Below are 19153 nucleotides of genomic sequence, written 5' to 3'. Positions count from 1 at the left end.
CGACTCCCGCCTACGGTGCCTTCTGTAGGAGCGGCTTCAGCCGCGATGCCGCGCATCGTCCGATCCGTTGTAGGAGCGACGTAAGTCGCGACCGTCGTCTCGACGAAACAACGCGGGTCGCGACTTACGTCGCTCCTACACGTGGGGGTCTTCCGGGAAAGCTCTCGCGTCTGAAGCCGCTCCTACAGACCACCCATTCGATGCGCGGCCTCACGCGGCCACGCTTTTCAGAGCGACACCACTTCCAACGGCACGTCGCGCTGCGGATGCGCCGCCCACAGCTGCGCCAGGGTGCGGCCGGTGCCGGGCACTTCGACGTAAGGCGCGATGTCGGCCAGCGGACGAAGCACGAAGGCGTGTTCCAGCTCGGGCCGCGGGATCTGCAGGTGGCCCGGCCCCGAGATCACGCGGTCGTCGAACAGCACGATGTCGACGTCGAGCGTGCGGTCGCTCCAGCGCGGGCCGGTGCGGTCGCGCCCGTGCGCATCCTCCAGCGCGTGCAGCCAGGCGTTGAGCGCGTAGGGGTCGGTGGTGCACTGGACGATGGCGGCGGCGTTGAGGAAATCACGCCCCTCGAAGCCGACCGCCTGCGTGCGGTACACCGGCGAGACCACCACCTCGCCGAAGTGCTCGCGCAGGGCATCCAGTGCGCTGCGCAGGTTGGTGTCCGGGTCGAGGTTGCTGCCCAGGCTCAGGTAGGCACGGCTGGTGGCGGGACGGCTCATGCGTCGGAGTCCTCGTGCAGCATGCGTTGCGACAGCGTGGCGACCGCGGTGGCGACATCCGCCCCGCCCGGCTGCTGGAACAGCCGCAGCCCGAATTCCGACAGCACCGCCAGCAGGTGGTCGAAGATATCCGACTGGATGTCCTCGTACTCGCCCCACGCGGTGGTGGCGGTGAAGCAGTAGACCTCCAGCGGGATGCCGGTGGCGCCCGGGTCGAGCTGGCGCACCAGCATGGTCATGTCGTCGCGCACGCGCGGGTGCGCGCGCAGGTAGGCGGCCACGTACGCGCGGAACGTGCCGAGGTTGGTGACGCGCCGCGTGTTGACCGGGTCCTTGCCGCCGGCGGCCAGTTCGGCGTTGTAGTCCTCCAGCTCGCGGCGCTTGGCATCGAGGTAGTCGTCGATCAGCGCGATGCGGCGCAGGCCGTCGCGCTCCTCGCCCGACAGGAAGCGCACCGACGCCTGGTCGATCAGCAGCGCGCGCTTGATCCGCCGCCCGCCGGCCTCGCTCATGCCGCGCCAGTTCTTGAAGCTGTCGCTGATCAGGCGGTGCGTGGGGATGGTGGTGATCGTCTTGTCCCAGTTCTGCACCTTGACCGTGTGCAGCGCGATGTCGATCACGTCGCCGTCGGCCTGCAGCTCCGGCATCTCGATCCAGTCGCCCACGCGCAGCATGTCGTGGCCGGACAGCTGGACCGACGCCACCAGCGACAGGATGGTGTCCTTGAACACCAGCAGCACGACCGCGGTCATCGCGCCCAGGCCGGTCAGCAGCACCAGCGGCGAGCGGTCGATCAGCGTGGCCACGACCAGCACGCCGGCGACGATGAACACCAGCAGCTTCATTAGCTGCAGGTAGCCCTTGACCGGCCGCGCGCGGGCGCGCTCGCCGCGCGACTCGTACAGATCGTTGAAGGTGTTCAGCAGATCGCTGAGCGACAGTGCAACAGCAAAGTAGATGCAGGCGACGGCGACATTGCGCACCACCAACACCGCGTCGTCGTCCAGCCCCGGCACCGTGCCGATACCGGCCAGCACGACCAGTGCCGGCACGACCCATGCCAGACGCGACAGCACGTTGCGCCCGAGCAGCAGGTCGTCCCACTTGAACGACGAGGCCTGCGCCACGCGCTCTGCCACGCGCAGCAGCACGCGGCGGGTGACCCAGTTCGCCAGCCAGGCGGTCAGCAGCAGGCCGGCGAGCGTCAGCGCGGTGGACGCGTACGGCAGATCCGCCAGCGGCCGCAGGAAATCAAGATCCGGTAGACCATCCATCGCTACAGGGTAGCGGCGGTGCGCTCGATCATCACCCCGACCGCGCGCGCGCCGCGCACCGCACCGGGCTTGCTCAGCTTCAGGCGCACGCGCTGCACGCCGAACTCCTCGAGGATGATCGCCGCCACGCGCTCGGCCAGCGTCTCCACCAGGCCGAAGTCGGATTCGGAGACGTACTGGACGACGCGCTTGCTGACTGCCTTGTAGTTGAGCGTGTCGCCGATGGCGTCGCTGGCGGCCGGGATGCGGTTGTCGAACGCCATCTCGATGTCGAACACCAGCGGCTGGCGGATACGCCGCTCCCAGTCGTAGATGCCGATCAGTGCCTCGATCTCGAGGCCTTCGATGAAGACGTGGTCCATGGGGGCGGAAATCGGGAAAAAGGAAAGGGCCACACTACCCGCGTGTCGCGCCGGGCGCAGCGACCCTCGCCGACAGGGGCCGCGCGGTTACGACTGCACCGCCGGCAGGCTCGCCATGTCCCAGCGCGGGGTCACGCGCACCGAGGCGTCCTCGGACTGGCCGGCCTGCAGGCGCAGCGCACCGGCAAAGGCGATCATCGCGCCGTTGTCGGTGCAGAACGCCGGGCGCGGGAAGCCGACGCGGCCGCCGCGTTGCTCGGCCATGGCCTGCAGCCGCGCGCGCAGGCGACGGTTGGCGCCGACGCCACCGGCCACGACCAGCGTTTCGCAGCCGGCCGCGTCCAGTGCGCGCTCGCACTTGATCGCCAGCGTCTCGACCACCGCATCCTCGAACCCGCGCGCGATGTCGGCGCGGGTGGTGTCGGACTGGTCGCTCTTCTGCCAGGCCAGCAGCACCTGGGTCTTCAGTCCGCTGAAACTGAAATCCAGCCCGGGGCGATCGGTCATCGGCCGCGAGAACCGGTATGCGCCCGGCGTCCCCTGCTCGGCCATCGCCGCCAGGTGCGGCCCGCCCGGGTACGGCAGCCCCATCAGCTTGGCGGTCTTGTCAAAGGCCTCGCCGGCGGCGTCGTCCAGCGTCTCGCCCAGCAGGCGGTAGCGGCCGATGGCGTCCACGGCGACCAGCTGGGTGTGCCCACCCGAGACCAGCAACGCCACGAACGGCGGCTCCAGCGGCCCTTCGTCGGTTTCTTCCATCAACGGCGCCAGCAGATGGCCTTCCATGTGGTGGACGGCCACGGCCGGCACGTCCAGCGCCCATGCGAGCGACCGCGCCACCCCGGCACCGACCAGCAGCGCGCCCACCAGCCCGGGGCCGGCGGTGTAGGCCACGCCGTCGAGTTCGTCCACGGCCATGCCGGCCTCGGCCAGGGTCTGGCGGATCAGCGGCAACAGTTTGCGGACGTGGTCGCGGCTGGCCAGCTCCGGCACCACGCCGCCGTATTCGGCATGCAGCGCGACCTGGCTGTACAGGGCGTGCGCCCGCAGGCCGGCCTCCGTGTCGTACACGGCCACGCCGGTTTCGTCGCAGCTGGTTTCGATGCCGAGGACTTTCATGGGGGCTAGGGGCTAGAGGCTTGGGGTTAGGGGCTGGGGTTTAGAGGTTCGCTCTGAGCCCCTCTCCCGCCGGGGCGACGGAACACAGTTTGCGCGCCATTGGCGCGCGTGTGACAGAGCGCCCGCGCCACCAGCGCGGGCCGGGGCGCGGAGCGGGGGTTGGGGAGAGGGTCCGACGAAGTCACGTGGGCGGCACGCTGGCTGGACCTGAGAACGAAGCTGGAACCCCACCCCATGCGGCCGGCCGAGGAACTTCCCAACCGCCACCCAGCCGCAACTTGCATCCGCCCGGAGCACCCCGCTATCATACGCGGCTCGCCCGGCGGATCCGGGCCGACCACCCGAACCGAGATACCGTATGCCCAGCGTCAAAGTCCGCGAAAACGAGCCGTTCGAGTTTGCACTGCGTCGCTTCAAGCGCACCTGCGAGAAGGCCGGCGTCCTCGCCGAGACCCGCAAGCGCGAGTTCTACGAGAAGCCGACCCAGGAGCGCAAGCGCAAGGCCGCCGCGGCTGTGAAGCGCCAGGCCCGTCGCGCCTCGCGCGACGTGACCAAGCGCCAGCGCCTGTACTGAGTACAGCGGGTTTCTTCCCCTGCGCCGGGTGACCGGCGTGGTGGAGGTGCGAAGCCGGCCGCGCCCTTGCGCCGCCGGCTTTTTGCGTTTCGCCCGGTGGCGGCCAACCCGGCCTTCCGTGCCCGGACGCGGCCCTGCAGCCATCCGTACCCACCATCAGCCCCAGCCATCCAAGGACCCTGCCATGTCCCTCAAGCAGCAGCTCACCGATGACATGAAGGCCGCGATGAAGAGCGGCGACAAGCACAGCCTCGGCGTGATCCGCCTGGCCAATGCCGCGATCAAGCAGAAGGAAGTCGACGAGCGGGTCGAGCTGGACGACGCGCAGGTACTGGCCGTGCTGGAGAAGATGGTCAAGCAGCGCCGCGATTCGGTCGCCCAGTACGAGGCCGCCGGCCGCGGCGACCTGGCCGACATCGAGAAGGCCGAGATCGTGGTGGTCGAGCGCTACCTGCCGGCCAAGCTGGGCGAGGCCGAGATCCGCGCCGCGATCGACGCGGCCGTCGCCGAGACCGGCGCCGCCGGCCCGGCCGACATGGGCAAGGTGATGGGCGTGCTGAAGCCGCGCCTCGCCGGCCAGGCCGACATGGGCCAGGTATCGGCCCTGCTGAAGCAGCGCCTCGCCGGCTGACCCGCCGCGGCGCGGGCCGCACCGCCGCTGCACCCACGAAGCCGGGCCCGTCCCGGCTTCGTCGCGTCCGGGCCTGCGACACGGTACTAACCGCGCTGGCGCGACACTGACGCCCGGCACGCCCGGTGCCGTCCCACGCCATGCCATGCCGTCGACCACCGCCCCTTCCCGCACCGCCCCATCCACCGCCGCGACCGCCGCCCCGCACGGCCCCGCCCCCGGGACGCCGGAGCGGGCACTCGACCGCCTGCAGGCGCTGAACGACCGCCTTCAGGCCTCGCGCGTCGCGCGCTTCGCGCAGCGCTTCATCGACGACGACATCCCCGCCCTGGCCGCGGCGCTCGCCTTCTACACCCTGCTGTCGCTGGCGCCGCTGGTGACCATGCTGCTGTGGCTGACCACGTCGCTGTACCCGGCCGCGCAGGACGAGTTCTTCCGGCAGGTGGGCCTGCTGGTGGGTGCGGAGGTCGAGGCCACGGCGCGGCTGATCGTCGCCAACGCCGAACGCGAGCCGCGCACCGGCTCGCTGGCCGCGCTGCTGGGCACGCTGGCCTTGCTGGTGGGCGCCTCGATCGTCTTCGGACAGTTGCAGGCCGCGCTCAACCGGGTGTTCCGCAGCGATGCCAAGCGCCTGGGCGGCGTTCTGGCGTGGCTGCGCAAGCGGCTGCTGTCGTTCGGCATGGCCGTGGCACTGGGCTTCCTGCTGGTGGTGTCGATGGCCGCGCAGGCCGGCCTGCAGCTGCTGGTGGCCTACCTGCCGGCGCTGTTGCCGGTGTTCGTCGCGCTGTTCTCGTTCCTGCTGTACTCGCTGGCGTTCGCGGCGATGTACCGCTGGCTGCCCGACCGCTCCGTCGGTGGCCGGCGCGCGCTGCTGGGCGGCGCACTGACGGCGTCGATGTTCATGGCCGGTCGCGCGGCCATCGGCCTGTACCTGGGCCAGGCGAGCCTGGGCAGCGCCTACGGGCCCGCGGGCGGCCTGGTTGTCATGCTGGTGTGGCTGTACTACTGCGCGGTGGTGTTCCTGGTGGGCGCGCTGATCACCGCGATGCTGGACGAGCACGCGCGCGTGCGGCAACGCGTCGAGCAGGTGCGCCGGCAATGCGCGAAGGCCACGGATGCGGCCGCCGGCGTGGCATCCTAGCCACCCGATTTCGACCCGGCGCCCCTGCGGCGGCCGCGTGCATGGCCCGCATCCCCGACGCGTTCATTGACGATCTCCTCGCCCGGACCGACATCGTCGAGCTGGTGGGCGCGCGCGTGCCGCTCAAGCGGCAGGGCAAGGAGTACTCGGCGCGCTGCCCGTTCCACGACGAGCGCTCCCCAAGCTTCACGGTGTCGCCGACCAAGCAGTTCTACCACTGCTTCGGCTGCGGGGCGCACGGCACCGCCATCAGCTTCCTGATGAACTACGACCGCCTCGAGTTCCTCGACGCGGTCGAGGAACTGGCGCGCCATGCCGGCATGGAAGTGCCGCGCGACACCCAGCAGCGCAACGCCAACCCCGGCAGCCAGGGGCTGTTCGATGCGGTCGAGGCGGCGTCGAAGTTCTTCCAAAAGCAGCTCGTGTCCAGCGACAAGGCCCGCGCGTACCTGGACGGCCGCGGGGTGAGCGAGGCGATCCGCGCGCAGTTCGCCATCGGCTACGCACCCGACGGCTTCAACGCGCTGCGCGACGCACTGGGCACCGACCCGCGGCGGATGCAGCTGCTCGAGCGCGCGGGCCTGTTCTCGAAGAACGACAGCGGCCGCGTCTACGACAAGTTCCGCGACCGGGTGATGTTCCCGATCCACGACCGGCGCGGCCGCACGATCGCATTCGGCGGTCGCGTGTTGGGTAAGGACGACGGCCCCAAGTACCTCAACTCCCCCGAGACGCCGCTGTTCCACAAGGGTCGCGAACTCTACGGCCTGTGGCAGGTGCGCCAAGCGCACAACAAGATCGAACGGCTGGTGGTGGTGGAGGGCTACATGGATGTGGTCGCGCTGTTCCAGCACGGCGTCGACACCGCGGTGGCAACCCTGGGCACGGCGACCACGCCCGACCATGCCGAGTTGCTGTTCCGCAACGCACCGGACGTGTACTTCTGCTTCGACGGCGACCGCGCGGGCCGCGGCGCAGCGTGGAAGGCGGTGGAGTCGGTGCTGCCGCGCATGAAGGACGGCCGCCAGGCGTTCTTCCTGTTCCTGCCCGAGGGCGAAGACCCGGACACCATCGTGCGCAGCGAGGGCGCCGAGGGCTTCAACGCGCGCCTGCAGGCGGCCACGCCGCTGTCGCAGTTCCTGTTCGACACGCTGGGCGCCGACGTCAACCTGGCCACGCTGGAAGGCAAGGGCCGGCTGGCCGAACGTGCCAAACCGCTGCTGGCGCAGATCCCCGACGGCGCGTTCGGCGACCTGATGCGCCAGCGCCTGACCGAACTCACCGGCGTGGGCGCACGCAGCGCCGGCGCCGACACCCACGTGCCCGCCCAGCGCGCGCGTCGTCCGAGCGGCACGCCGGCGCCCAAGCGCAGCCTCGTGCGCAGTGCGATCACGCTGCTGCTGCAGCATCCGCCGCTGGCGCTGGAGCTGTTGCCGCCGTTCCGCTTCGCCGGGCTGCAACAACCCGGCGTGCCGTTGCTGATCGACCTGCTGCAACTGGTCGACGCGCGCCCGGACATCACCACCGGCGCGCTGATCGAGCACTTCGAGGGCCGCGAGGAACACGCCGCGCTGCAGAAGCTGGCCGCCGAAGTGGTGCCCGGCGATGTGGAGATGTGGCGCACCACGTTCATGGACGCGATCGACCAGCTCGAACGCTTCCGGCTGCGCCAGCGCATCGAGGTGCTGCAGGAGCGCGTGCGCGATGGCGGCTTCAGCGCGCTCACCGCCGAAGAGAAGGCCGAGCTGTTGCAGTTGCAGGCGGCCACGCGCGGCGCCTGACGCCGGCACGTGAAGCCGGCCGCACCGCTCGGCTAAGCTCCGGGATCGACCAGACCCGGGGAGTCGCCTCATGTCGTTGCGCCACGTCCTTACCTTCATCGCCCTGGCCGCCGCGTGCGCGTGGCCGGCCTTCGCCCAGTCGCCCGCGCCGGTGGAGCGCGTGGAAACCGGCAACCGCGTCAGCGAGAACATCCCGGCCATCCCGCCGGAACTGGTCGAGCGCCTCAACCGCTACCAGAACACCCGCGGTGCCGGCTTCGCCGGTTGGACCGACGACGGCTGCCTCCTGGTCAGCACGCGCTTTGCCGAAACCAGCCAGGCCCACCGCGTGTGCGCGCCGATGGGCATGCGCGAGCAGCTCACCTTCTACCCCGAGCCCGTGGCCGGCATCGACGCCGCGCCGGCCGCCGCCGACCTGGACGGGTTCGTGTTCGGCAAGGACATCGGCGGCAACGAGGCCTGGCAGCTGCACTGGTTCGACCTTGGCACGCGCGAGGTGCGCCTGCTGACCGACGGCCAGTCGCGCAACCAGGGCGCGTTGTTCTCGCATGACGGGCGGCGCTTCGCGTACTCCAGCACCGCGCGCAACGGCACCGACACCGACGTGTGGGTGATGGACTTCCCGTCGGGCCAGGCGCGGCCGCTGGTTGCCGAGGGCGGCACGTGGAGTGCGCGCGACTTCGCGCCCGATGGCACGCGCATGCTGGTCAGCCGATACGTGTCGGCCAGCGAGTCGCACCCGGGCGAGGTCGACCTTTCGACCGGCGAGGTGGAACTGTTCCCGGTCGAGGGCGGCACGGCGGCGTTCGGCGATTTCCGCTACGCGCCCGACGGCCGCAGCGTGTACTACGTGTCGGACGAGCCGGTCGATGGCCGCAGTGGCGAGTTCATGACGCTGCGCCACCACGACCCCGACACCGGCGCGCTGACCGTGCTCAGCGGCGACATCCCGTGGGACGTGGAAGGCTTCGAGATCAGCGACGACGGGCGCCACCTCGCCTTCGTCACCAACGAGGACGGCATCGCGCGCCTGCACGTGCGCCGCCTGCCCGGGCACGAGCCGGTGGCGCTGCCGGAACTGCCGGTCGGCGTGATGGGTGGACTGGGCTTCTCGCCCGACGGCAACCGGCTGGCGCTGACGCTCAACACCGCCACCTCGCCCAGCGATGTCTACGTCATCGACCTGGCATCGCGCGGACTGGAGCGGTGGACGCGCAGCGAAGTGGGCGGACTGGACGCGGCATCGTTCGTCGCGCCCACGCTGGTGCGCTACCCGACGTTCGACGAGGTCGACGGCGCGGCCCGTACGATTCCCGCGTTCTACTACCGCCCGGCGAACGTGCCGGCCGGTACGAAGCTGCCGGTGGTGATCAACATCCACGGCGGCCCGGAAGGACAGGCGCTGCCGACGTTCAACCCGACCGCGCAGTTCCTGGCCAACGAGCTGGGCGTGGCGATGCTGGTGCCGAACGTGCGCGGCTCGGCCGGCTATGGCAAGACCTACCTGTCGCTGGACAACGCCGAGAAGCGCGAGGACTCGGTGCGCGACATCGGCGCGCTGCTGGACTGGATAGACCGGCAGCCGGAACTGGATGCCGACCGCGTCGGCGTCTACGGCGGCAGCTACGGCGGCTACATGGTGCTGGCGTCGATGGCGACCTACCCCGAGCGCATCCGCGCCGGCGTGGACATCGTCGGCATCTCGCACTTCGGTACGTTCCTGCAGAACACCGAGGACTACCGCCGCGACCTGCGCCGCGCCGAGTACGGCGACGAGCGCAAACCGGAGATCGCGCAACTCTTCGAGCGCATCTCCCCGCTCAATAACGCCGACCGCATCACCGCGCCGCTGTTCGTTGCCCAGGGCAAGAACGACCCGCGCGTGCCGTACACGGAGGCCGAGCAGATCGTCGCCGCCACCCGCAGCAACGGCCAGCCGGTGTGGTACCTGCTGTTCAACGACGAAGGCCACGGCTTCCGCAAGAAGAGCAACAGCGACCACTTCACCGCCGCGACGATGCTGTTCTGGCAGGAGCACCTGCTGGGCGAGTGACACCCGCGGAGGGAAACACCCAGGGGCCGGCAACGCCGGCCCCTTTTTTATGGCTCCGCGGGCAACGTCTCGCGCATGCGCACCGCCACCACCAGGCCCGATGCGAACGTGAGGGCCGCCACCAGCCACAGTGCGGCGCGCAGGCCGAACACGTCGGCGGTGATGCCGGCGATGACCGCGCCGAAGGCGTAGCCGAGGTCGCGCCACAGCCGGTAGACGCCGACGGCCGAGGCCCGCCAGCCGGGGTGGGCGACGTCGCCGATGGCGGCCAGCAGCGTCGGGTAGACCATCGCCGTGCCCAGCCCGAGCAGCGCGGCGCCGGTCGCAAAGCCCGCATAGCCCGCTGCAAGTGCGATCACCGCGATGCCCGCGGCCTGCATCCACATGCCGGCGGTGATCAGGCCCTTGCGGCCGACCCGGTCCGACCAGGCGCCGGTGAACAGCTGTCCGAGGCCCCACGTCGCGGGGTAGATCGCCGCCAGCGTGCCGATGCGCGCCAGGTCCATGCCGGCCGCCGCGAAGAACAGCGGGAACAGCCCCCACGCCATGCCGTCGTTGAGGTTGTTGACCAGACCGGCCTGGCTGACGCTCGACAGGTCGCGGTCGCGCCAGCTGGTGCGGCGGAACACCTCGCCCGCCGACAACGGCGCGACGTCGGCATGCAGGCGCGACTCGGCGGCGACGTGGTGCCGGGTTTCCCGCACCAGCCATGCCGAGAGCAGCAGGCCGATCGCCACGAACGCCACGCCCAGGTAGAACGGCTCCGGCCGCAGGCCATACCGGGCGGCGACATAGCCGGTAGCCAGCGCGGACAACGCGACCGCGAAGTACCCGGCGAACTCGTTGAGGCCCATCGCCAGCCCGCGCCGCTGCGGGCCGGCCAGGTCGATCTTCATGATCACCGTGGTCGACCAGGTCAGGCCCTGGCTGACGCCCAGCAATGCATTGGCCGCCAGCACCCAGTTCCAGTCCGGCGCCCACATCAACAGGAACGGCACCGGGATCGCGACCAGCCAGCCGGCCACCAGCACGTGCTTGCGCCCGAAACGGTCCGACAAGCGGCCGGCCAGGTAGTTGGTGACCGCCTTGGTGACGCCGAACACGACGATGAAGGACAGGATCGCGGTGCGCGCGACCATGCCGAATTCCTCTTCGGCGATCGCCGGCAGGATGGTGCGCTCCAGCCCCACCATGGCGCCGACGAACGCATTGACCAGCACCAGCAGCGAGAACTGCGCGAGGTTTTCGCGCAGGCCCAGTCGCACCGGTTTCGCAGGCGCGGGCATCAGCCGGCGGGGCGCAGCTCGAATGCGGGCCCCGGCTGCAGCCACGGCAGCAGCCAGTGGTCGACCAGCAGGAAGGCGAACAGCGCCATCAGGTAGACGATGGAGTAGTTGAACACCTTCATCGCGTACAGCTCGTCGGGCGGATCCATCAGGCGCCACGCGTGCCACAGGAACACCGCGCCCAGCACCAGCGCGCCGCCGAGGTAGAACAGGCCGCTCATGCCCGAGGCCCACGGCAGCACCGTGACCACCACCAGGAGCACGGTGTAGAGCAGGATCTGCCAGCGCGTGTAGGCCACGCCGTGCGTCACCGGCAGCATCGGCACCAGCGCGCGGGCGTAGTCGTCGCGGCGGAAGATCGCCAGTGCCCAGAAGTGCGGCGGCGTCCACACGAAGATGATCAGCACCAGCAGCAGCGCGTGCGCCCAGTCCCACTCGCCCTGCATGCCGGTGACCGCGGCCCAGCCCAGCAGCGGCGGCGCGGCGCCGGCAATGCCGCCGATGACGATGTTCTGCGGCGTGGCGCGCTTGAGGAACACGGTGTAGATCACCGCGTAACCGATCAGCGAGGCAAAGGTCAGCAGCGCGGTGAGTGGGTTGACCCACAGCACCAGTATCGCCATCGACAGTGCTGCCAGCACCAGCGCGAACGCCAGCGCGCGCCCGGGGGTGATCTGCCCGACCACGATCGGCCGCCACGAGGTGCGCGCCATCTTGGCGTCGATGCGCGAGTCCAGCAGCTGGTTGATCGCCGCGGCCGACGATGCCGCCAGCCAGATGCCCAGGAAGCCGAGCACGGACTCGCGCAGCGGCGGCAGGCCGGGCACTGCCAGGAACATGCCGACGATCGCGGTGAACACGATCAGCGCCACGACCCGGGGCTTGGTCAGGTCGAAGTACTGGCGCAAGGTGGCGCGGGCGCTGGACATCAGTGCTCCGGGCTGCGCAGGCGCGCCAGCAGGGTGACCAGCACGAACAACAGCACGACCGCGCCACCGACGTGCGCCACGGCCACGCCCAGCGGCAGCGAGAACTTGACGTTGGCAATGCCCAGGCCGACCTGGACCAGCGTCGCGGCGCCTAGCAGGGTGGCCCAGCCGCGCACGCCGGGGATGCGTACCAGGCGCGCGGCCAGCACCAGCAGGTAGAGGGCCGCAACGACGGCAATCATCCGGTGCGCCAGCTGGATCGCGATGCGCGCCTCGCCGCTGAGCACGCCGCCTTCGTAGTCGGCGCCGATGCCACGCCACAGCACGAAGGCCTCGCCGAAGTCATGCCGCGGCCACCACTGGCCGACGCACTTGGGGAAGTCCAGCCAGTGCGTGGTGTCGGCGACCCAGCCGCCGGCGCCGCACGCCAGCGCGGCGTAGTTGGCACTGGTCCAGCCGCCCAGCGCGATCTGGAGCGCGAGCACGGCGATGCCGATGCCGACCCAGCGCCGCAGTGCGCGCGCTTCCGCCAGGCGGATCGGCACGTCGGTCGCCCGCCACGCCATCCACGTGAGCAGCGAGAACGTCAGCAGCCCGCCCAGCAGGTGGCCCATCACTACCACCGGCTTGAGCAGCCAGGTCACCGTCCACATGCCCAGCAGGGCCTGGAAGACGATGACGGCGAGCGTGATCGCGCCCGCGCGTGCGAGGTCCACGTTGCTCCATCGCAACGCCGACACCAGCAGGATCGCCTCGCCAGCGATGGCGAGCACGGCCGCCGCTACGTGCTGGCCCTTCATGTAGAGCGGTATCGCCGCCGCCACCAGCCCAGCGGCGACAAGCACGCGCGCGATGCCCCATCGGCGCTTGCGCGCCGCCAGCAGCGCCAGGCCGAGCACCAGCACGCCCAGCGTGGCGGCGATGTGGCGGTGGAACTGCTCGCGCCACGCCTTGTGCACTTCCAGCGGCCGGATCTCCAGCGCCGTGTCGTGGCGCACGCCTTCCACCGACGTCGGCCATGCGGCGCGGCCATAGCAGGTCGGCCAGTCGGGGCAGCTCAGTCCGGCGTCGGACAGGCGCACGAACGCACCGAACAGGATCACGACGGTCGCCAGTGCGACCGCGAGCCAGGCGATGCGGTGGAAGTGGCGGTACCAGCTGGCGGACTTGAAAGCGGTATTCATTCGGTAGGCATGGATGCGCGCCGGATCAGCGCAACTTCAGCAGCTTGGACACGTCCTTGCGCAGCCCGCCCGGATCGAAGCCGGGAGCGTAGCGCAGAACCACGAAGCCGTTCGGGTCGATCACGTACACCGGCACGCCGGTCGGGTCGTCCACGCGTGGCAGGCCCGCGCGCACCGCAGGATCGGGCTCGACCACGCGCCATGCACCGCCGGCCGGCAACGCGGCGGGCGGCGCGCCGATCCACAGCACGTCGACCTCGTCCGCATCCTTGCCGAACAGTTGCCAGACGGTATCGATCTGGCCGACGAGCGCCTCGCACGGCGCGCCGCAGTCGGCAGGCGGCGCGATGGCGATGCGCCAGCGCCGCTCGATCGGGTTCCACGCGTAGGTGCCGCCATCGGCCAGGCGCGGCGTCACCTCGCGCAGGTCGCCCGGCGGCTGCAGCAGTTCGCCATGGTTCTGCGTGCCGGCCGGGCGCCAGCCCGAGAAGCGCAGCAGGCCGGCCACCAGCATGCTGCCGAAGAACATCACGAAGATCCCGATGAGCAGGCCGCGGTTGCGGTTGCGGTTGCGGGTTCGGTTGTCGGCAGTCATCGGCGTGGTTTCCGGAAAGTCAGGATCAGGGCGGTGGCGAGCACCGCCAGCGCCAGCGCGAACCACTGCACCGCATACCCACGGTGCTTGTCGGGCGGCAGGGTGTTGGGCAGCAGCTCCAGGTCGCGCGCGTAGCCCAGCGGCAGCGCCGGATCCAGCCGCAGCACGCGCGGTGCCAGCGCGACCGACATGCCGGTTTCCGCGGCTATGGCCTGCATGTCCACGCGCGTCATCAGCCAGCCGTCGTCGGTGGCGCTGAGCGCGGGGCCGACGGCAATGCCGGTGGAGGGCGGCGGCACCAGCAGGCCTCGCAGCTCGTGTTCGCCCGCCGGCTGCTCCACGCGTGGCAGCGCGCGGTCGCCCGCCAGCGGCAGCCAGCCCAGGTCGACCAGCAGCGGGGCGCCTGCCTCGGGCACGAAAATCCGGTAGGCCCGCACGCCGACACGGCCCTCGCGCTGCTGGTTGTCCAGCAGCAGTGCGCCACGCGCGTCGAAGCGGCCGGTACCGACAGTCCAGTCGTAGTCGCGCGCGCGCTGCGCGTCGGCCGCCTCGGCCAGCGGCACGGCGCGGCGATCGACCAGCACGCGGTCGGCGGCGTCGAGCATTGCCTGCTTCTCCACCGCGCGCCGCGACTGCCACGCGCCCAAGCTGGCGAACAGGCCGATCGCCAGCACCGCCAGTGTCCAGCCGAACACAAGGTTGCGCCGGCGGCTCACGCGTGCGGCCACCGCGGCTGCGATAATCCACGCGGCGCGCCGCTCCGGCGCATCGCAGGCACCGACATGAATGACTCGCTGAAAACGCTGCTGATCATCGCCTTCCTGATCCTGATTCTCTGGAACCTCGGCGCGGGCCTGTACTACATGCTGGTCGACAAGAGCCAGAGCAAACGCACCGTCAACGCCCTGACCCGCCGCATCGCACTGTCTGTCGGGCTGATCCTGATCGTCATGCTGGCGATCTGGATGGGCTGGATCACGCCGCACGGCGTGGGGGCCTGACCCCGCAATCGCGCCCGCAAAAGTCCGGGCGCTCAGACGCGAAAGGCCGGCATTGCCGGCCCCCGCGCAAGGTTCGCTACGGCGTCAGAGCACGTAGACGAACATGAAGAGACCCAGCCACACCACGTCCACGAAGTGCCAGTACCAGGCCACGGCCTCGAAGCCGAAGTGGTTGTCGCGGTCAAAGTGGCCCTTCAGGCAGCGGAACCAGATCACCGCCAGCATGATCGTGCCCAGCGTGACGTGCGCGCCGTGGAACCCGGTCAGCATGAAGAAGGTCGAGCCGTAGATCCCCGAACCCAGCGTGAGGTTGAGGTCGCGGTAGGCGTGGATGTACTCCTCGGCCTGGAAGAACAGGAAGATGCAGCCCAGCACCACGGTGGCGCCCAGCCAGATCAGCAGCGGCTTGCGGTGGCCGGCCTTGAGCGCGTGGTGGGCGATGGTGATGGTCACGCCGGAGGTCAACAGGATCAGCGTGTTGAGCAGCGGCAGGCCCCACGCCGGGATCGTCTGGAAGTTGCCACCGACCGCACCTGGGCCGTTGCTCGGCCATGCGGTGCTGAAGCTGTCCCACAGCAGGCTGTTGGTCATCACGCCGTCGCCTTCGCCACCCAGCCACGGCAGCGCGAACTGGCGGGCATAGAACAGCGCGCCGAAGAACGCGGCAAAGAACATCACTTCCGAGAAGATGAACCACACCATGCCCATGCGGAACGAGGTGTCGACCTGGCGGTTGTAGTGGCCGGCGATCGACTCGCGGATGACGTCGCCGAACCAGCCGAACAGCACCGCGATCATGCCGGCGGCGCCGACGAAGAACGTCCACATGCCCCAGTCGGCTTCGTTGAACCAGCTGGCCAGGCCGACCATGAGGACGAACAGCGCGACCGAGCCCAGCAGCGGCCAGCGGCTGCTGTGGGGCACGAAGTAGATGTTGGCGTCGGGCGAATGGGCGTGGGCCATGTCGGCAGGTTCCGTGTTGGTGCGGCGGGTCAGCGTGGCGTGCCGGTCACGGCGCGGCGTGCGGCGAGTTGGCCGCGGCCGCGCGTGCGGTCAGCACGTCGTTCTTGAAGAAGGTGTAGGACAGGGTGACCGTCTTGACGTCGGCCGGCAGGTTGGGGTCGATGATGAAGCGCACGGGCATGTCGCGCTGCTCGCCGGCCTCCAGCGTCTGCGCGGTGAAGCAGAAGCACTCGGTCTTGTTGAAGTAGCCCGACGCGCGCGCCGGCGCGACCGACGGGGTGGCGCTGCCGACGACGGTGCGGTCGCTGGTATTGCGCGCGTAGTAGGTGGTCTCGTACTGCTCGCCCGGCTTCACCTGCATCGAGAACTGGTGCGGGGTGAACTCCCACGGCAGCTTGGAGTTGACGCTGCCGTCGAACTCCACCGTCACCCAGCGCTCGGCCGCCGGCGCGCGCGCATCCTGCACGCCCTCCGACGCCGTGCGCTCCAGGCGGATGCCGAACACCTTCTCGCAGGCGATCCGGTACAGCGGGATCAGGCTGAAGGTGAAGGCGAACGCGGCGATCGCGACCAGCACCATCTTGACGATGCCGGCGGCCGGACGTGGCTTGGGCGCGGTGTCGCTCATTGCCCCACCACCCCGCTGAGGATGAAGGCGACGTACACCGCGACCGCGACCGCCGCCGCCCACAGCGCCGTGCGCACGGCACCGCGGCGGCGGGCCTCGACGCTGGTGTCACGCTGCTTCGGTTGGCGGGGAGAGTCGGTCATGGTCGCCATGCAACGGGCGCCGCCACGGAGGCGGCGCCCTGCTTCGTCAGTGCGTGATGTCGCCGTGCGCCAGGTCGCCGTCGCGGATCACCGGCGGCGTACCGAAGGTGTGGTGCGGCGCCGGGCTCGGCACGGTCCACTCCAGGCCCTTGGCAGCTTCCCACGAACGCGCGGCGGCAAGCGCGCCGTGCTTCTTGGAGTGCAGCAGGATGGCGAACATCATGAACGGCGTGACGAACATGCCGAACGCGCCGATCGAGCTGATCAGGTTCCAGTCCGCGAACACCACGTTGTAGTCCGGGATGCGGCGCGGCATGCCGGCCAGGCCCAGGAAGTGCTGCGGGAAGAACAGCAGGTTGACGAACACCATCGTCCACCAGAAGTGGAACTTGGCGAACGTCTCGTTGTACATGCGCCCGGTCCACTTCGGCCACCAGTAGTAGACCGCCGCGATGATCGCGAACAGCGCGCCGGTCACCAGCACGTAGTGGAAGTGCGCCACCACGAAGTAGGTGTCGTGGTACTGGAAGTCCGCGGGCACGATGGCGAGCATCAGGCCGGAGAAGCCGCCGATGGTGAAAAGGATCACGAAGGCGATCGCCCACAGCATCGGCGACTCGAACGTGATCGACCCGCGCCACATGGTGGTGACCCAGTTGAACACCTTCACGCCGGTCGGCACCGCGATCAACATGGTCGCGAACATGAAGTAGATCTCGCCACCCAGCGGCATGCCCACGGTGAACATGTGGTGCGCCCAGACGATGAACGACAGGAACGCGATCGACGCGGTGGCGTACACCATCGCCTGGTAACCGAACAGCGGCTTGCGGCTGAAGGTCGGGATGATCTCCGACACGATGCCGAACGCCGGCAGGATCATGATGTAGACCTCGGGGTGCCCGAAGAACCAGAAGATGTGCTGGAACATCACCGGGTCGCCGCCGCCGGCCGCGTTGAAGAAGCTGGTGGCGAAGAACTTGTCGGTCAGCAGCATGGTGACCGCGCCGGCCAGCACCGGCATCACCGCGATCAGCAGGAACGCGGTGATCAGCCAGGTCCAGCAGAAGATCGGCATCTTCAGCAGGTCCACGCCCGGGGCACGCATGTTGAGCAGCGTGGCGATGACGTTGATCGCGCCCATGATCGAGCTGATGCCCATCATGTGGATGGCGAAGATCACGAACGCAACGTTGCTGCCGCCCTGCAGGCTCAGCGGCGGATAGAGCGTCCAGCCGCCGGCGGGGCCGCCACCGGGCAGGAACAGCGTCATCAGCAGCAGGCTGAAGGCGAACGGCAGGATCCAGAACGACCAGTTGTTCATGCGCGGCAGCGCCATGTCCGGCGCGCCGATCTGCAGCGGGATCATCCAGTTGGCCAGGCCCACGAAGGCTGGCATCACGCCACCGAAGATCATCACCAGCGCATGCATGGTGGTCATCTGGTTGAAGAACTCGGGGCTGACGTGCTGCAGGCCCGGGACCGCCAGTTCAGTGCGGATCACCACGCTCATCGCCGCGCCGATGATGAACATGATGAAGCTGAAGATCAGGTACAGCGTCCCGATGTCCTTGTGGTTGGTCGAGAAGAACCAACGCTCGACGAAGCCCTGCTTGTGGCCGTGCTCATCGGTGTGGGCGTCGTGGTGGTGATCAGCAACGGGGTGCGTGGCAGCCATGGCCTACCTCTAAGGAAATACTGTTTCGATCAGCCGGCCGCGGGGGCGTCGGCGGCGGGAGCGGCATCGGCCGGCGTTTCAGCGTCGGCGTCCGCGTCGGCATCGACCGGCATCGCGGCCTCGTCGCCCTGCTGCACGTCCTCGACCATCTCCGGGTCCAGGCCGCGCGGGGCGTTGCCGTCGCTGCTCGGCGGCGGCGTGGTCGGGTCGGCCGGCGGCGCGGTCTCGGCCCTCTGGCCGGCGAGCCACTGCTGGTATTCGGCCGGCGGCACGGCGCGCACGACGATCGGCATGAAGCCGTGGTCCTTGCCGCACAGCTCGGCGCACTGGCCGCGGTAGATGCCCGGCTCGTCGATCTGCGTCCAGGCCTCGTTGACGATGCCCGGGATCGCGTCCTGCTTCCAGCCCAGCGCCGGCACCCACCACGCGTGGATCACGTCGTCGGCGGTGATCACGAAGCGGATCTTGGTGTCGGTCGGCAGCACCAGCTCGTTGTCCACGTCCAGCAGGTAGTGCTCGTGGTCGGCGACCGTGGGCTGAATGCCGCTCTGGCGGATCTCGTCGCTCTTGCGGTCCAGGCGGCTGGTGAACTGCACGCCCTCGCCCAGGTACTCGTACGTCCACATCCACTGGTAGCCGGTGACCTTGACGGTCATCTCGGCATTGCGGGTGTCGTACATGTTGATCAGCTTGCTGGTGGCCGGGAAGGCCATCAGCACCAGCAGCGCCACCGGGATCACGGTCCACAGGATCTCGAGCTTGGTGCTGTGGGTGAAGTCGCGGTCGGGCACGGCGCCCTTGGACTTGCGGAACTTGAACATCGCAAAGCCCATCGCGCCGAACACCAGCAGGCCGATCGCGACGCAGATCCACAGCGCCAGCATGTGCGCCTCGTAGGCGTTCTGCGACAGGTGGGTCACGCCGCGGCCCATGTTGAGCTGCCACGGCTGCGGATCGGCGGCCTGTGCCGATGCCAGGACGGGAACCGCCAGAGCGGCGACGCCTGCTGCCCACTGCTTGAAACGACCGGCTTTCATCACTTCGAGCCCCAGAAAATCAAAGATATAGGTGATTGCTCCGCGGGCTGCC

20 protein-coding genes are annotated in these 19153 nt (G+C 69.6%); 6 read left to right on the top strand and 14 right to left on the bottom strand.

What is annotated here, in order from left to right; genetic code table 11:
* Positions 1-227 precede the first annotated feature (227 nt).
* The 4 genes from folK to tsaD all read right to left on the bottom strand — a co-directional run bounded on the left by folK (position 228) and on the right by tsaD (position 3477).
* On the bottom strand, positions 228-725 hold the full coding sequence (gene folK / locus K6753_RS11055) for a 2-amino-4-hydroxy-6-hydroxymethyldihydropteridine diphosphokinase (protein ID WP_223676518.1): 498 nt from the start codon (positions 723-725) through the stop codon (positions 228-230).
* On the bottom strand, positions 722-1999 hold the full coding sequence (locus K6753_RS11050) for a mechanosensitive ion channel family protein (RefSeq protein ID WP_223676517.1): 1278 nt from the start codon (positions 1997-1999) through the stop codon (positions 722-724). Before K6753_RS11050 ends, folK begins: the two co-directional genes overlap by 4 nt.
* Positions 2000-2001: 2 nt before the next feature.
* A complete protein-coding gene (gene folB / locus K6753_RS11045) occupies positions 2002-2361 on the bottom strand; it encodes a dihydroneopterin aldolase (protein ID WP_223676516.1) in 360 nt (119 codons plus the stop codon).
* Between the two features lie 87 nt (positions 2362-2448).
* Positions 2449-3477, bottom strand: a complete 1029-nt coding sequence (tsaD, locus tag K6753_RS11040; protein ID WP_223676515.1) for a tRNA (adenosine(37)-N6)-threonylcarbamoyltransferase complex transferase subunit TsaD — start codon at positions 3475-3477, stop codon at positions 2449-2451.
* Positions 3478-3835: 358 nt separating this feature from the next.
* On the opposite strand from tsaD, the gene rpsU reads away from it, so the two are divergent.
* The 5 genes from rpsU to K6753_RS11015 all read left to right on the top strand — a co-directional run bounded on the left by rpsU (position 3836) and on the right by K6753_RS11015 (position 9657).
* A complete protein-coding gene (gene rpsU, locus K6753_RS11035; protein ID WP_031371286.1) occupies positions 3836-4051 on the top strand; it encodes a 30S ribosomal protein S21 in 216 nt (71 codons plus the stop codon).
* A gap of 184 nt (positions 4052-4235) precedes the next feature.
* A complete protein-coding gene (locus K6753_RS11030) occupies positions 4236-4682 on the top strand; it encodes a GatB/YqeY domain-containing protein (RefSeq protein ID WP_223676514.1) in 447 nt (148 codons plus the stop codon).
* Positions 4683-4827: 145 nt separating this feature from the next.
* A complete protein-coding gene (locus tag K6753_RS11025; protein WP_223676513.1) occupies positions 4828-5823 on the top strand; it encodes a YihY/virulence factor BrkB family protein in 996 nt (331 codons plus the stop codon).
* A 41-nt stretch (positions 5824-5864) separates the two neighbouring features.
* On the top strand, positions 5865-7604 hold the full coding sequence (dnaG, locus tag K6753_RS11020) for a DNA primase (protein ID WP_255591670.1): 1740 nt from the start codon (positions 5865-5867) through the stop codon (positions 7602-7604).
* Between the two features lie 70 nt (positions 7605-7674).
* Positions 7675-9657 (top strand): S9 family peptidase, encoded by a 1983-nt coding sequence (locus K6753_RS11015; protein ID WP_223676512.1) that lies wholly within the window; start codon positions 7675-7677, stop codon positions 9655-9657.
* Between the two features lie 47 nt (positions 9658-9704).
* Here K6753_RS11015 and K6753_RS11010 read toward each other — a convergent pair whose 3' ends face one another.
* Genes K6753_RS11010 through K6753_RS10990 form a run of 5 tightly spaced genes read right to left on the bottom strand, consistent with a single transcriptional unit; the run spans position 9705 to position 14379 of the window.
* Complete coding sequence (locus tag K6753_RS11010; RefSeq protein ID WP_223676511.1) at positions 9705-10943, bottom strand: MFS transporter; 1239 nt, start codon at positions 10941-10943, stop codon at positions 9705-9707.
* Positions 10943-11872: a heme o synthase gene (locus K6753_RS11005; protein WP_223676510.1), complete on the bottom strand. Its 930-nt coding sequence runs from the start codon at positions 11870-11872 to the stop codon at positions 10943-10945. Before K6753_RS11005 ends, K6753_RS11010 begins: the two co-directional genes overlap by 1 nt.
* Positions 11872-13056 carry a COX15/CtaA family protein gene (locus K6753_RS11000; RefSeq protein WP_223676509.1) on the bottom strand — a complete coding sequence of 395 codons (1185 nt, stop codon included), beginning with the start codon at positions 13054-13056 and terminating at the stop codon, positions 11872-11874. Before K6753_RS11000 ends, K6753_RS11005 begins: the two co-directional genes overlap by 1 nt.
* Before the next feature lie 25 nt (positions 13057-13081).
* Positions 13082-13651, bottom strand: a complete 570-nt coding sequence (locus tag K6753_RS10995; protein WP_223676508.1) for a hypothetical protein — start codon at positions 13649-13651, stop codon at positions 13082-13084.
* Positions 13648-14379 (bottom strand): SURF1 family protein, encoded by a 732-nt coding sequence (locus tag K6753_RS10990; protein WP_223676507.1) that lies wholly within the window; start codon positions 14377-14379, stop codon positions 13648-13650. Before K6753_RS10990 ends, K6753_RS10995 begins: the two co-directional genes overlap by 4 nt.
* 54 nt (positions 14380-14433) lie before the next feature.
* On the opposite strand from K6753_RS10990, the gene K6753_RS10985 reads away from it, so the two are divergent.
* Positions 14434-14652: a twin transmembrane helix small protein gene (locus tag K6753_RS10985; RefSeq protein WP_223676506.1), complete on the top strand. Its 219-nt coding sequence runs from the start codon at positions 14434-14436 to the stop codon at positions 14650-14652.
* Between the two features lie 84 nt (positions 14653-14736).
* Here K6753_RS10985 and K6753_RS10980 read toward each other — a convergent pair whose 3' ends face one another.
* The 5 genes from K6753_RS10980 to coxB are packed head-to-tail and all read right to left on the bottom strand — an operon-like array spanning position 14737 to position 19101.
* Entirely contained in the window at positions 14737-15615 is an 879-nt protein-coding gene (locus K6753_RS10980; protein WP_223676505.1) for a cytochrome c oxidase subunit 3, read from the bottom strand.
* 46 nt (positions 15616-15661) lie between these two features.
* A complete protein-coding gene (locus tag K6753_RS10975; protein ID WP_223676504.1) occupies positions 15662-16243 on the bottom strand; it encodes a cytochrome c oxidase assembly protein in 582 nt (193 codons plus the stop codon).
* Positions 16240-16386 (bottom strand): hypothetical protein, encoded by a 147-nt coding sequence (locus tag K6753_RS10970; protein ID WP_223676503.1) that lies wholly within the window; start codon positions 16384-16386, stop codon positions 16240-16242. The genes K6753_RS10975 and K6753_RS10970 overlap by 4 nt, the downstream gene beginning before the upstream one ends.
* A gap of 46 nt (positions 16387-16432) precedes the next feature.
* On the bottom strand, positions 16433-18064 hold the full coding sequence (ctaD, locus tag K6753_RS10965; protein ID WP_223676502.1) for a cytochrome c oxidase subunit I: 1632 nt from the start codon (positions 18062-18064) through the stop codon (positions 16433-16435).
* 29 nt (positions 18065-18093) lie between these two features.
* Positions 18094-19101: a cytochrome c oxidase subunit II gene (gene coxB, locus K6753_RS10960; RefSeq protein ID WP_223676501.1), complete on the bottom strand. Its 1008-nt coding sequence runs from the start codon at positions 19099-19101 to the stop codon at positions 18094-18096.
* Positions 19102-19153: the final 52 nt, after the last annotated feature.

Source organism: Novilysobacter selenitireducens, from assembly GCF_020026895.1.
Lineage (GTDB): Bacteria > Pseudomonadota > Gammaproteobacteria > Xanthomonadales > Xanthomonadaceae > Lysobacter_C > Lysobacter_C selenitireducens.
Note: the sequence above shows the minus strand (reverse complement) of the source record. Positions and strands in the feature narration are given on the sequence as shown.